Source organism: Rosenbergiella metrosideri (genome assembly GCF_022602565.1).
GTDB lineage: Bacteria > Pseudomonadota > Gammaproteobacteria > Enterobacterales > Enterobacteriaceae > Rosenbergiella > Rosenbergiella metrosideri.
On the sequence record NZ_JALBCV010000003.1, the window covers coordinates 78,593 to 92,276 of the forward strand.

General features: G+C 48.3%; 14 protein-coding genes. 4 read left to right on the plus strand and 10 right to left on the minus strand.

The window, feature by feature from the left end; all coding sequences use genetic code 11:
- The first annotated feature begins 164 nt into the window (after positions 1 to 164).
- Positions 165 to 1,832: an energy-dependent translational throttle protein EttA gene (gene ettA, locus MKR94_RS04875; RefSeq protein WP_099823582.1), complete on the plus strand. Its 1,668-nt coding sequence runs from the start codon at positions 165 to 167 to the stop codon at positions 1,830 to 1,832.
- Positions 1,833 to 1,872: 40 nt separating this feature from the next.
- On the opposite strand, the gene MKR94_RS04880 is transcribed toward ettA, so the two are convergent.
- The 4 genes from MKR94_RS04880 to serB form a co-directional block, all read right to left on the minus strand.
- On the minus strand, positions 1,873 to 2,157 hold the full coding sequence (locus tag MKR94_RS04880; protein ID WP_241645768.1) for a hypothetical protein: 285 nt from the start codon (positions 2,155 to 2,157) through the stop codon (positions 1,873 to 1,875).
- Between the two features lie 106 nt (positions 2,158 to 2,263).
- Positions 2,264 to 3,511, minus strand: coding sequence for a multifunctional transcriptional regulator/nicotinamide-nucleotide adenylyltransferase/ribosylnicotinamide kinase NadR (nadR, locus tag MKR94_RS04885; RefSeq protein WP_241645769.1), 1,248 nt, complete (start codon positions 3,509 to 3,511; stop codon positions 2,264 to 2,266).
- Positions 3,512 to 3,554: 43 nt separating this feature from the next.
- Positions 3,555 to 4,940, minus strand: a complete 1,386-nt coding sequence (radA, locus tag MKR94_RS04890) for a DNA repair protein RadA (RefSeq protein WP_241645771.1) — start codon at positions 4,938 to 4,940, stop codon at positions 3,555 to 3,557.
- A gap of 13 nt (positions 4,941 to 4,953) precedes the next feature.
- Positions 4,954 to 5,931, minus strand: a complete 978-nt coding sequence (serB, locus tag MKR94_RS04895) for a phosphoserine phosphatase (RefSeq protein WP_241645773.1) — start codon at positions 5,929 to 5,931, stop codon at positions 4,954 to 4,956.
- Positions 5,932 to 6,049: 118 nt separating this feature from the next.
- Between serB and MKR94_RS04900 the strand changes: the two genes are divergently transcribed.
- Entirely contained in the window at positions 6,050 to 6,697 is a 648-nt protein-coding gene (locus MKR94_RS04900; protein ID WP_241645775.1) for a YtjB family periplasmic protein, read from the plus strand.
- Positions 6,698 to 6,704: 7 nt separating this feature from the next.
- Here MKR94_RS04900 and yjjG read toward each other — a convergent pair whose 3' ends face one another.
- Genes yjjG through MKR94_RS04915 form a run of 3 tightly spaced genes read right to left on the minus strand, consistent with a single transcriptional unit; the run spans position 6,705 to position 8,226 of the window.
- On the minus strand, positions 6,705 to 7,385 hold the full coding sequence (gene yjjG / locus MKR94_RS04905) for a pyrimidine 5'-nucleotidase (RefSeq protein ID WP_241645777.1): 681 nt from the start codon (positions 7,383 to 7,385) through the stop codon (positions 6,705 to 6,707).
- Between the two features lie 18 nt (positions 7,386 to 7,403).
- Positions 7,404 to 7,844 (minus strand): ribosomal protein S18-alanine N-acetyltransferase, encoded by a 441-nt coding sequence (gene rimI, locus MKR94_RS04910; protein ID WP_048911452.1) that lies wholly within the window; start codon positions 7,842 to 7,844, stop codon positions 7,404 to 7,406.
- Positions 7,828 to 8,226: a DNA polymerase III subunit psi gene (locus tag MKR94_RS04915; RefSeq protein WP_241645779.1), complete on the minus strand. Its 399-nt coding sequence runs from the start codon at positions 8,224 to 8,226 to the stop codon at positions 7,828 to 7,830. Before MKR94_RS04915 ends, rimI begins: the two co-directional genes overlap by 17 nt.
- A gap of 102 nt (positions 8,227 to 8,328) precedes the next feature.
- Between MKR94_RS04915 and rsmC the strand changes: the two genes are divergently transcribed.
- Positions 8,329 to 9,357 (plus strand): 16S rRNA (guanine(1207)-N(2))-methyltransferase RsmC, encoded by a 1,029-nt coding sequence (gene rsmC, locus MKR94_RS04920; RefSeq protein WP_241645781.1) that lies wholly within the window; start codon positions 8,329 to 8,331, stop codon positions 9,355 to 9,357.
- A gap of 184 nt (positions 9,358 to 9,541) precedes the next feature.
- The gene (locus tag MKR94_RS04925; protein WP_241610458.1) at positions 9,542 to 10,000 is read left to right on the plus strand and encodes a YbaK/EbsC family protein; all 459 of its coding nucleotides are present in this window, start codon (positions 9,542 to 9,544) and stop codon (positions 9,998 to 10,000) included.
- 2 nt (positions 10,001 to 10,002) lie between these two features.
- On the opposite strand, the gene MKR94_RS04930 is transcribed toward MKR94_RS04925, so the two are convergent.
- The 3 genes from MKR94_RS04930 to gabP form a co-directional block, all read right to left on the minus strand.
- A complete protein-coding gene (locus MKR94_RS04930) occupies positions 10,003 to 11,223 on the minus strand; it encodes an MFS transporter (protein WP_241645784.1) in 1,221 nt (406 codons plus the stop codon).
- 363 nt (positions 11,224 to 11,586) lie between these two features.
- Positions 11,587 to 11,916, minus strand: a complete 330-nt coding sequence (locus MKR94_RS17145) for an RcnB family protein (protein WP_422047505.1) — start codon at positions 11,914 to 11,916, stop codon at positions 11,587 to 11,589.
- Between the two features lie 335 nt (positions 11,917 to 12,251).
- Positions 12,252 to 13,652: a GABA permease gene (gabP, locus tag MKR94_RS04940; RefSeq protein WP_241645787.1), complete on the minus strand. Its 1,401-nt coding sequence runs from the start codon at positions 13,650 to 13,652 to the stop codon at positions 12,252 to 12,254.
- Positions 13,653 to 13,684: the final 32 nt, after the last annotated feature.

Sequence of the window (13,684 nt, forward strand, 5' to 3'; positions counted from 1 at the left end):
TGAAGAGTTCATTACGCTAACATGTTTCCAATACTTCGTTTAGCTTTCCTGTTAGTCCCTCCGATTATAGACCTTTCCTCTGAGCTGTTACTGTGAATATGACGTGAAAACAGATACACTTCTCAGCAAATAATAGGTTTAACGATCACTAAGAGGCTTATCTCGTGGCGCAATTCGTATACAGTATGCACCGTGTGGGGAAAGTTGTTCCTCCCAAACGACATATTTTAAAAAATATTTCTCTTAGCTTCTTCCCAGGGGCAAAAATTGGCGTTCTCGGTCTTAATGGCGCGGGTAAATCAACCCTGCTACGCATCATGGCTGGTATCGATAAAGACATTGAAGGTGAAGCAAGACCACAACCCGGTATTAAAATCGGTTATCTGCCGCAAGAGCCTCAATTGAATCCTGAGCATACCGTACGGGAATCCATTGAAGAGGCACTCTCCGAGGTTGTCGGTGCATTAAAGCGTCTGGACGAAGTCTACGCTCTTTACGCCGAGCCTGAGGCCGATTTCGATAAACTGGCTGCAGAACAAGGCCGCTTGGAAGAGATTATTCAAGCGCATGATGGTCACAACCTCAATACTCAACTAGAACGTGCCGCCGATGCGTTACGCTTACCAGAATGGGACGCGAAAGTGGCCAACCTTTCGGGGGGGGAACGTCGTCGTGTTGCGCTATGTCGTCTATTGCTTGAAAAACCAGATATGTTGCTGCTCGATGAGCCAACGAACCACCTTGATGCAGAATCCGTTGCTTGGCTTGAACGCTTCCTGCACGACTTTGAGGGTACTGTCGTCGCAATCACCCACGACCGTTACTTCCTCGATAATGTTGCAGGCTGGATCTTAGAGCTGGACCGTGGCGAAGGTATCCCATGGGAAGGAAACTACTCTTCTTGGTTGGAGCAGAAAGATCAACGCTTAGCACAGGAAGCGTCTGCTGAAGCGGCACGCCGTAAATCGATCGAAAAAGAGCTAGAATGGGTACGCCAAGGCACTAAAGGCCGTCAATCAAAAGGTAAAGCACGTCTTGCCCGCTTTGACGAGCTGAACAGCGTCGAGTATCAAAAACGTAATGAAACCAGCGAACTCTTTATCCCGCCTGGAGCACGTTTAGGCGATAAAGTGGTAGAAGTGAATAATCTTACCAAGTCCTATGGTGATCGCGTACTGATCGATAATCTCTCTTTCTCCATTCCGAAAGGGGCCATTGTCGGGATTATCGGTGCCAACGGTGCAGGTAAATCAACGCTATTCCGTATGCTCTCAGGTCAAGAACAACCAGATTCCGGTGAAATCACCTTAGGTGAAACGGTGAAACTGGCTTCGGTCGATCAATTCCGCGATGCGATGGATAACAGTAAAACTGTTTGGGAAGAAGTGTCCGGTGGTCAAGATATCATGCGTATCGGCAACTTCGAGATGCCAAGCCGCGCATACGTCGGTCGCTTTAACTTTAAAGGGACCGATCAAGGCAAACGCGTCGGTGAACTGTCTGGTGGTGAACGCGGTCGTTTACATTTAGCGAAATTACTGCAAGTTGGCGGTAACTTATTACTACTTGATGAACCGACCAATGACCTGGATATTGAGACGCTGCGCGCCTTAGAGAATGCCCTGTTAGAGTTCCCTGGCTGCGCCATGGTGATCTCGCATGACCGTTGGTTCCTAGACCGAATCGCAACCCATATTCTTGATTATCAAGATGAAGGGAATGTGACGTTCTTTGAAGGAAACTTCAGTGAGTACGAAGATTACCGTAAACGTACATTAGGCCATGAAGCGCTTGAACCGAAGCGAATGAAATATAAGAAAATGAGTAAATAATGTTCAAAGCAAGAGAGCCGCAGGTCGGCTCTCTTTATTTTCAACGCTGGCATTTAATCAACATTGATCGTTTTACTCCCCCGATTGAGGGGACTACAGTATTTTTATTCAAACTGGTCATCAATGACGTTTCATCCTTAGCGTTGATAACATCATATCCCATTGGACACTGTTTTTTTGCTAGCGTCACGCAGTCTCCCATTTCACCGAACATTTTGTCGCACTTAACTAAATAAGTATCTTCCGACAGCGGTGTGATTTTTGCCGAGCATCCGCTGATTAAGGCTGCCGTAAGTATCAGCAGATTAATCCGTTGAAAATTCATCAAATCTCCTCCTTGAAATTAAAGTCCCATTTTAGCCCTGTACGGTTAAATCCTGTCTAAACGTAAGGTGCACGCGCTTTACTTCAATCATACCAGCTGAGTCCTATCACACTTGAATCGATACCGTGGATTTAAGTAACACTTGCTCGACAAGCTCAATACAACGCAGAAAACGACTGTCGTAATCGTCCTCTGTAACTTGTACAAAAGGGATCCCATTCTGCTCTAACAGGTCGATAAGTAATAATTGAAACTCTTTTCGATCGACGGAACTACCTAGGCTACGCAGCCCATCAGCAACCCAGGGGACGTTGTTTTCTAGCAGGATAACAAGATCGAAACGGTATTCCGCGATCAAAGCCTGTACAAAGGGATGAGCCTTACCTTCGTATTTCAAACAGAAGGCTTGAGTTGTCACAAAATCGGTATCGATAAAGGCGACTTTATTTGCATATTTTACTGCAAAATCAATATATTGCGCCTGACCGAGAGCAATTTTGTCGTAATCGGAGTATTGTAACGCTATCTCATCTCCACCTAACTGTGAGAAAACATAGTCGCGTCCATATTCCCAAGCACTGGTGGTATTAAAAATATTAGCCAGCTTGTTGACCAGTGTCGATTTGCCACTCGACTCTCCCCCCAGTAGTGCGACTTTACGCACGAAGAACGGCTTAACTTCAGTAGGAATGTAGTCCCAGTAACAGAATGGATCTTGTCGGATCTGATGGCCACTAATATTCAAAAACGAACGCTTTGCATCGACCACAATAGTTTTAATATTGAGATAGCGTTCAAACATTTCGGCGTCGTCTTGCTCACTAGTGTAGACCCGCTGGGCATTGATCTGCTTTTCTGCCATAAAAGCGCTAATCTCTTGGCTCCAGATATCCCAGCCGTGAGGATAGGGTTCGACGCCTTCCTCATTAAAGGAGTGAATACGAATATTCTTTTGATACTTAAAGGTTTGTAATAGCCAACGGAGCCGGTCAGCCGTCGTCGGTTGTTCCGACATGGCACTCTCTTCGAACAGTTGTCGGTCACGCGGCTCATCATGGCCCATGATGATATGTAGCTCATCAACCTGGCTACAGGCACGCTGAATCAGGTAGATATGGCCGGTGTGTAAGGGATAAAACTTACCGAAAATCACCCCAACGACTTTTTGTCGATAGGGGTAGTCTAATGCCAGAAAATGATGCAGTGCCTCGAGCTTCGAGGCACTGGGACTTTTTATTTTCTGATTCAATAATTGACTGAGGTAGCCCTTAGTCATGTCACAGGCTTCAGCGACCTGCTGCAGTGTGACACCTTGTTGCTGTATCGCGAGTTTCAAATAATCATAATTTTGCATCACGCCAGTTCCTAAGAGCTTGCTACCCTGACTCAATTAAACGTTAGGTTAATTCATCAAATACCGCTAACGCATCCGCTAATTTTTTGACTGGATAAACCTTCATGCCGCTTGGTGGGTTTTTCGGTGCATTCGCCGCTGGGACAATAGCCCGCGTAAAGCCATGTTTACTGGCTTCTGAGATACGCTCCTGACCACTGGGTACTGGGCGTATCTCTCCCGCCAGTCCCACTTCGCCGAAGATAACCAAGTCTTGTGGCAGCGCGCGATCACGTAAGCTAGATACCATTGCTAAGAGAAGTGCTAAATCAGCACTGGTCTCCGTGACTTTTACCCCTCCGACCACGTTCACGAATACATCTTGATCCGCCATCTGTAAGCCACCATGGCGGTGCAGGACAGCTAGCAAGATCGCCAGTCGGTTTTGTTCGAGTCCTACTGCCACACGACGAGGGTTGCCCATTAAGGAATGGTCGACGAGGGCTTGAATTTCCACCAGCAGAGGGCGCGTACCTTCCCATACCACCATGACAGAGCTTCCCGGCGTGACCTCGTCTCCTCGCGAGAGAAAAATAGCTGAGGGATTACTCACTTCCCGCATTCCCTGCTCGGTCATCGCGAACACACCCAGCTCGTTCACCGCTCCAAAGCGGTTTTTATGGCTGCGTAAGGTCCGAAAACGCGAGTCGGTGTCGCCATCCAGTAACACAGAACAGTCGATACAGTGTTCCAACACTTTTGGACCGGCCAAGGAACCGTCTTTCGTTACATGGCCTACCATAACAATCGCCACATTACGGGTTTTCGCAAAACGCGTTAGATAGGCTGCTGTTTCACGAACTTGCGCAACACTTCCCGGCGATGATTGGACATCCGCCATATGCATCACTTGAATGGAGTCAATCACCATTAATTGCGGTGTTTCGGTTTCAGCAATTTGGCAGATCTCTTCGATACTCGTTTCTGACAGCATGTTCAGATGCGTCGTCGGTAAACCCAGCCGATGTGCACGCATCGCCACTTGTTGTAACGACTCTTCACCTGTTACATACAGCGTTTTCATCTGTTCAGACAACTTACAGAGCGTCTGCAGTAAGAGTGTCGATTTACCGGCGCCTGGGCTTCCGCCGATCAGAATGGCGCTGCCGGGGACGACACCGCCGCCCAGTACTCGATCGAACTCTTTAAAGCCCGTTGAAAAACGCGGTAATGCTTCGAGGCTGATCTCGGAGAGCTTTTGGACCTTACTGCCACCCGTACTGCCTGCATAGCCAGATAAGCGCTCATTTCTCGCAACAGTAGGTGATGCGGCGAGCCGAACTTCAGTAATAGTATTCCATGCATGGCAGGCACTACACTGCCCCTGCCAACGAGGATAGTCTGCGCCACACTCGTTACAGACAAAGGCGCGTTTCGCTGCTTTAGCCAAGATAACTCCTTAATTAACGCGATTCATGATTTAGGCTTCCAGTCAGAATACACAAGACTCCCGTCAGGTCAGCAAAACGAATCGCAACTTCACTCTTCTCATTAACTTTCGGCTTCGCATGGTAAGCGATCCCTAATCCCGCCGCTTGGATCATCACTAAATCGTTGGCACCATCACCAATCGCCACCGTCTGTGACCGAGGGAGCTCATAGCGAGCGGTTAATTTTTCGAGGAAAGTGGCTTTATATTTCGCATCGACAATATCGCCTAACACCTGCCCCGTCAGTTTACCGTTAACAATCTCTAGCTGATTCGCCGCAACGGCGCTCAATTTTAATTTTTGTTGTAAGTAATCAGCAAAGAAAGTAAAGCCACCGGAAGCGATAGCAACCTGCCATCCCCGTGACTGTAAGGTGTCTACCATCAATTCTAGACCTGGCATGAGCGGTAAGCGGTCCAAGACCTGTTGTAAAATCGCCTCATCGGCTCCGGCTAACTGCGCCACACGCTCCCTTAAGCTTTGTTGGAAATCCAGCTCCCCGCGCATCGCTTTTTCCGTGACTTGAGCCACTTGTTCGCCGCAACCGGCCAATACCGCAATTTCATCGATACACTCAACCTCGATTGCCGTAGAATCCATATCCATCACCAGCAGACCAGGCTGCTGTAATTCAGGCAGTTGGCCAAGGGCCGCAACATCAAGCTCGAACTGGTAAGCTAACTTGCGGGCTTCGGTAGTAAGTGAACCCGCTAGCCTGAGCACTGTATACTCGCCCACGCACCAGGCACTGACTAATACCAACGCGCCGTCGAGTTGCTGCTGGAAATCGGTCAGGCACTGTTTATCCAGAGAGCGACCAAAGAGTAACCAGCCACTACGGCCTGCACGGTAATCGAGGGGCATAACTTCATCCCCATTTAACGAAAGCGGCAATCCTGGCCATGCTGTAACATCCGTAGGTAAATCAGACCAACTTAATCGGTTTGGCATTGGTGCTCCTGAACAAACATTAAAACCCGGCAAAAGGCTACCCCGATCGGCCCAGCCATGGCAACATAAACCCTCATCTGAGCCGATGATTTATGAAAAAAAATGAGAAGCTATTCACATGCAGAAGCCAAAAATTAACATTCAACTTCATAGAACGGTGATTGTTTTAGCCTGTCTAGCCTTAATGGTGCTATTAATGCAGGGGGCATCATGGTTCAGTTCGAGCCGACAAGAGGTCGAAACATCGCAAGCTGCAGAGCTCTCTCAGGGCTTAGCGAATCAAGTGGCCTTCAGTTTACTGCCCTACTTCACGCAGAGTGAGATTGATCTGCCAGCTGTCACCGGAATACTGCACCATTTAGCGCAACAACCGCGGGTAATCGACGTGTCACTTTATGATGTGGATGGATCGCGGCTGGCGCACAGTGGTCAACAGATGAGCGTTAGGGATCGGTTAGGTCTAGCCGGCGAGCACGCAGGTAGCTATTCCACTCGACAAATTGTGGTCCCCCTACAAACCCGCGAGGGGCCGCAAGGCTACTTAAGGCTGACGTTGGATACCCACACCTTAGCTAGCGAAGCACGGCATGTGGATAATACCACCAACTTACTTCGCTTAATGCTATTGCTGTCCCTCGCCATCGGTATTATTTTGGCGAGGACACTGCTACGCGACCAACGGACGCATTGGCAACAATCCCCCTATTTACTGACTGCACATCGCCCCATCCCGCCAAAGCGTGATGAGGAGAGATATAAGCAGTAAGTGCACACTAGACTAATAATGCCTGTAACTCACTTAGGGTAGAAACTTGCCAGTCGGGCTTGATGGTTTCGGGAAGGGGTTTATCACCATGATCCAACCAACAGGTTTTCATTCCTGCATTGATGCCCCCGGCGATATCCGACTCTGGCGTGTCGCCGAGCATCAGCGTGCGTTCAGGCTGGCACCCTTCCAGTTGTTCCAAGGTGTGCTGGAAAATTTCAGGTGCGGGTTTTGCCAGCCCGAATTGCTCGGAAATAGTCAGAACCTGAAAATAGTCTCCAAAGCCAGTGCTGGCTAAACGTGCATGCAATAAGTCGGTAAAACCATTAGTGATGATGCCAATACGAACATGTGGAGCAATCGCCTCTAACAGCGCTTTCGCACCAGGAAGGGGCTGACAAATCTCAGCCATCGAGGATAAAAATTGTTGATTCAGCGTGCTCGCCGGAAGATTAAGGACCTTCGCCCAAGGGTCGAAGCGTCGTGTTTTAAGTTGCTCCGCATCAATTTCATGTTGCTGGTACGCCGTCCATAGCGGCTTATTTAACGCCTGATAATTTTGGTAGTCTTCACGGCTAAACGTAACACCGTGCTGCGCAAACATCTTGTTTAGCCCTTTGTAGGCATCGAATTCAAACAGTGTCTCATCAGCATCAAATAAGATGCAGTCGAATTGTTTTATCAGCATAGTGCCTCAGAAATAGGATTATAGGGTTAACGCCATGATCAGCGCATCCTCACGCCCGGTCGCGCTCGGATAATAATTAGGCCGCCGTGACACTTCATTGAAGTCCAGCGATTCATATAGCGCTATCGCCGCGAGGTTTGAGGCGCGAACTTCAAGCCACAGCATCATCACACCGCGTTCCAACAATTGCTCGCTTAGCGCGGTAATAAGCTGGCGCGCGATACCACGACGTTGAAAAGTGGGAGAAACCGCAATATTGAATAATGAGGCCTCGTCGAGGACGACTTGGCAAATGGCGAAACCGGCGAGTTCGCCCTCGTCGTCAGCGCGTAAATTTAGAAACCGTTCACCTTGGTTAGCTTGGAAGGTCGCTGCACTCCAAGGATGTGAATGGCATTGGGTTTCAATCGCGAAAGCTGACTGCCAATCCTCGGGGAGAAGCTCAGAGATTATCGTCATAGTCACAAAATTGCTGCCATAAGGTACGTTTAGCCTCAGCCGTATTGACTAAGGTAGTAAAAGACGGAGAGTGGAGTTGCTGAGCAGCATAACGATGTTGCGGTTCATGGCCCACAAACCAAAGTAAACACGATAAGGATTGAGGGAGTAAAGGCAATTGCTCTACCGTCAGATAGAGTACGTAAGCCGTTTCAATCGCGATACTCCGCAGCACATCGTGAATAAAAGGATGGTGGATCTCGTCACGCTGTAACCCGACGATCACTAATTGAGTCGTCGGTTTGATAGCCAGCGCGACCTCGCCATGTAAGACTTCGGGGCGCCGTAAACGGTACTGGTCGATCCCCATTTGCGCTAATAACCCGTCTCGTCTCTCTGTCATTTTTATCCACTCAACAAATGCTTACGTTGCTATGCTAGCAAAACCATCGAACCTGCGCCAATAAACCTCTATAATCGCCCCACTTATGAAAGAGGAGTTACCATGTCTGCTTATATGCCGGCCAGCGAAGTACTGTTGCGCCACGAGGAAGAGTTCGAACATCGCCATATTATTTTTGCGGGTGATCTGCAGGATATGTTGCCAGCACAATTAACCACGGCCTCTACCCGTGTTTTTACACAGCAATTCCACCACTGGCAAGCATTAAGCCAGCAATTGGGTGAACGCGCGCAATTTGGACTTTATGCGACCGCTGAACACTTAGCAGGCTGCGATACCCTCATTTATTACTGGCCTAAAAACAAGCCAGAAGCCGCTTTCCAGCTTACAAACCTGCTCGCTCTGTTACCCGTTGGTAGCGATCTTTTCGTGGTCGGTGAAAACCGCAGTGGGGTTCGTAGCGCCGAAAATGTTATCGAACAGTTTAGCGCTCTTGAGAAAATCGATAGCGCTCGACGTTGCGGCTTATACCACGGGCGTCTTGACCAGCAAGCCACCTTCGATATCGACAGTTACTACGATGCGTATCAACTCGATCAGCTGACCATTAAAACCCTCCCAGGGGTCTTTAGTCGTGATGGATTGGATAACGGTAGTGCACTGTTACTCTCAACATTGACGCCTCATACCAAAGGTAAGGTGCTGGATCTAGGCTGTGGGGCAGGCGTACTGGCAGCAAGTTTGAAACAGCACTCGCCTAAAGTGCGTTTATGGTTGACTGATGTCAATGCGGCGGCCGTTGCAGCCAGCCAAGCAACATTGGCGTGTAACGGTATTGAAGGGGAAGTCTTCGCCAGTAATGTCTTTTCTGACGTTCAAGGTCGATTCGATATGATCCTCTCTAACCCTCCGTTCCATGAAGGGCTACAAACCAGCTTAGACGCGGCCTATGCGCTCATTCGCGGCGCGGCAAACCATTTGAACAGTGGCGGTGAACTGAGAATTGTCGCTAATGCCTTTTTACCGTACCCACAAGTTTTGGAAGAGACTTTCGGGCATTACGAAATTCTGGCACAAACCGGAAAGTTCCGCGTATACCGTAGTGTTTGGGGAAGAACTAAGCGCACGTAACCTTGCCAATCTCTTCGCGAAAGCGAAGAGACTTTACTTTCCTTCCAGCCAAAGGCGCGATCCCGCTATCCAATATTGCCTCAGCCACTAGACTCTTTATTTCTGCGATACATTTAGCGAATTTGGTTTATACTTTGCCACCTAATAGTGAAATTAGGCATCTGCATGATAAGGGAGATAACCGATGAGCCTGCAATCCGTTCGAGCGTTTTTTGCGGAGCATGCCCCCGATATTGAAGTGATCGAGATGAATCAAAGCACCGCAACTGTCGAGATGGCCGCCCGAGCACATGGCGTTGCACCTGGGCAAATCGCTAAGACCTTATCACTCAAAATAAAAAATAATATCGTATTGATCGTGATGCGCGGTGATACACGGTTAGACAATAAAAAGTTGAAAGACACCTTTGGCGCAAAGGCCAGAATGTTGACCGTTGACGAAGTGATCATGGCGACTGGCCACCCGGTTGGCGGTGTGTGTCCTTTTGGTCTCGAAAATCCGTTACAGATTTATTGTGACCGTAGCCTAGAAGCATTCGATGAAGTCTTACCGGCAGCAGGGGCGATTCATAGCGCTGTCCGTCTCTCCCCCCAGCGTATGGCTGAGTTAACAGACGCCAAATGGATTGACGTCTGCCAATAAAATTACTGGCGCTCTACCCCTTCTGCGCCAGAAATTTTCATTCCTCGGGTTTCTCGTCCAAACGCTGCCAAGATAAAAATCAGCACCGCGACCGTTCCGGCAACAATAGCCATGCCTATACCATAATTACCGCCATTCACCGCAGCAATCTTCGACTGTAGCGTGGCGTTAACCGACGCAATCAGGTTACCGAGTTGGTATACGAATCCAGGAAGTACCGCGCGCGCATTAGCAGGAACCAATTCAGTCAGCCAGCTTGGAATGACGCCCCACGCCCCTTGCACCATGAATTGCATTAGGAAGGCACCGACACCAATCATAATGGAACCACTGGCGAACGCCCAAAGCGGCAGAACCGGTAAGGCAAGAAACGCGGCAATCATAATCGCTTTTTTACGACCAATCTTTTCTGATAACACCCCGAAGAATACACCCCCCAACATCGCGGCAATATTGTAGCAAATCGCAATAATACTCACTGTGTGCGCATCAAATTGGTGCTGAACCTTCAAAAAGGTTGGATAAAGATCTTGGGTTCCGTGGCTAAAAAAATTGAAGCAAGCCATTAACAGTACAAGGTAGCCACAGACACGAAGATTACTTCTAATAATCGGCAGTAAAGCATGGTTCTCTTTGCGCGCTTTCGAGGCAAGCCACACCGGTGATTCTGGCACTTTGAAATAGATAAAGGGCAGCAATAGTACCGGCAGAGCGCCTATTAAGAACATGCCACGCCAACCGACATGCTCATAAAACAGGCCGAAAATGATTGAGGCTAGCAAATAGCCACAAGGATATCCGGCCTGAAAAATCCCCGACATCAGTCCGCGTGAGCGATCGGGTATTGTCTCCATCGCCAATGACGAAGCGACACCCCAGATTCCCCCCATCGCCACGCCATACACTACGCGTAGCGCGAGGAAAATAGTGAATGTGGGAGACCAAGCGGACAACAACTCAAACACCGAAAAAAGTGCGACGTTAAACATGAGGATAGGGCGTCGACCATATTTCTCTGCGAGGCGGCCAAAAATCAATGCGCCGATAGGACGAACCGCTAGCGTTAGCATGATAGCGACTGAAATATCAGTGACTGAGGTATTGAAATACCCTGCGAGATCACTCAATACAAATACTAAAATAAAAAAGTCGAATGCATCAAGCATCCAACTTAGAAAACTTGCCGTCGCAACATTACGCTGCGTTGATGTCCAACCAAACATAGTTCTATCCTAGCCAGTAAAAGAAAAAATACCCCACCGCTACGCGCGATAAGAAGGGAAAGCCTTATAATTTTGTTTACCCTTTATAGCATCTTTTACATCCCGAAAAAGCGCCTACCACATCACAAAAAGCTAAATGTAACAATAAACTAGCGACTCTCAGCACATCAGAACTTGTCACTATCGCCATCAAAATCATTAGCATAATTATATTATAAGCTCGTGTTATATCAGCGACATCATTGGTGACTCGACGGAAAAAGGCTTATATTTTCGTTTAAAAAAAACGAGAAAAGGAGGAAATAAGGGGAACGGGAGGAGGATATTAGATAAGGGGCATCATCATAGATCCCCCTCGTAATCTTAACGGTAGATAATTTCGCCTGAGAACATACGCAAAATTTTACCTTCCGCATCGGTAATCAGCACATAACTGCCACCGAAGTAAGTCCAATGACTTCCCGCACTCGGTGCCGGAAGTTTACGCAACTGCCATTTACTGATGGTGTACTGCGCGGTGCGGTACATTGCAGGAACAATATCGCCTGCTTGATATTGTTTAAAATCACCCGTGAAGCTCGCGAGTTCGAGAGGATCGTTGAATTTTTTCGCTTCAGGCTCGCTCGGTGCTGCGGGGGCAGGTTGCTCGACCGCTGGTTGTTGTACGTCAGGTACGGTAGCGGGCTGATTCACAGTGGTTTCACTGTCATCCGTCTCATGATGATCAGCACAACTCACGGTTAAAAATGAAACGGTTAGCCCTACCACTAATGCCTTAGCAGTGGAAGATAATGAATTAAACATACTGACTCCTGATGACCTGAAAACCGTACAACAACGGACGTGATGGCTAAGGCCTCTATCATAGCATTAGTTAGGAATTTAACGATCAGTTATTGCTGAAAGTTCGTGCTGGATAGGAAGGGCCAAATGGTCACTAAAAATTGAACACTCCCTGGCATAGGCGACAAATGACTCCCATAAAAAAGAGCGCGACCTGCGCGCTCTTTCTCATTTATCGCTTCGAACTAATTGTTACGCGCGAGTACCGACGACGACATCTTACGTGTTTGACGGCGATGGACGATACAGCCTGCAGCCACTACCACCAGTGTTAAAATACCGGTTGAGATAACCTCCGACTGATGGCCCGGGATAAACAACATGCTACCAAGAATACCGATAATCACGGCAATGATGGCATAGGTCAGGCCTGGGAATAGCCACATTTTATAATCCAATACCTTACCTTTTTGCTCACAACGCTTACGCATGACTAGTTGTGAGAAAGCGATGACAAGATAAACCAGTAAGGCTATCGCACCAGAACTTGCCAGTAAGAAATCGAACACCGCCGCAGGCGCTAAGTAGTTAGCAATAACGGCGAGGAAGGCTACGGCCGTTGAAAAGATAACCGCCATGTAAGGCGTGCCCTTAGCGTTAGTTTTCGCGATAGCCGCTGGCGCGTCCTTACGTTTCGCTAATGAGAATAACATCCGAGAGGAAGTATAAAGCGCCGAGTTAAGGCAGCTACATACCGCCGTTAAGACGATCACATCAACAATCAAACGAGCATGCGGGATACCCATCATCTCAAGAACGGTTTGGTAAGATCCCTTCGCTGCTAAGTCTGGAGAGTTCCACGGAACCAACGCGACGATAAAGAAAATGGATAATAGGTAGAACAATGTAATTCGCCAAATAACCGAGTTGGTAGCTCGAGATATCTCTTTACCCGGATTACGCGACTCTGCGGCAGCAATGGTCACAATTTCCGTCCCCATAAAAGAGAACATTGTGGTCAATATGGCAGAGAGCACCGCACCAATACCATGAGGCATGAATCCCCCCCGATCGTAAAGATGACTGACTCCGCTGACTTGGCTATTCGGTAACAGACCAAAGATTGCCGCTGCGCCCAAAGCAAGGAAGGCAACAATGGCACAGACTTTAATTAAGGCTAACCAGAACTCGAATTCGCCGTAATTTTTAACACTGAATAAGTTGGTGACGGTTAATATCAGGGTAATAAATAACGTAAATTGCCAGATAGCGACGCCTGGGATCCACGCATTAAGAATGGTAGCCGCTGCATTAGCCTCTAGCGGGATAACTAATACCCAAAACCACCAATAAAGCCAACCGATGGTGAATCCAGCCCAACGTCCTAACGCTTGTGAGGCATAGGTAGAAAACGAGCCAGAGTCTGGTGTGTTCACCGCCATTTCCGCCAGCATGCGCATAATAAAAACGACCAATGCGCCAGCCACTATGTAAGCAAACAGTACCGCGGGCCCTGCCGCCGCGATTGCATGCCCTGATCCGACAAATAATCCGGCACCGATAACACCGCCGATGGATAACATACGAATATGTCGGGACTTAAGTCCTTGAGAGAGGGTGTCGCTACTCGCTGATAATTCATTCATACTTATTCCCCGAAACGGGATAGTGGTAGACT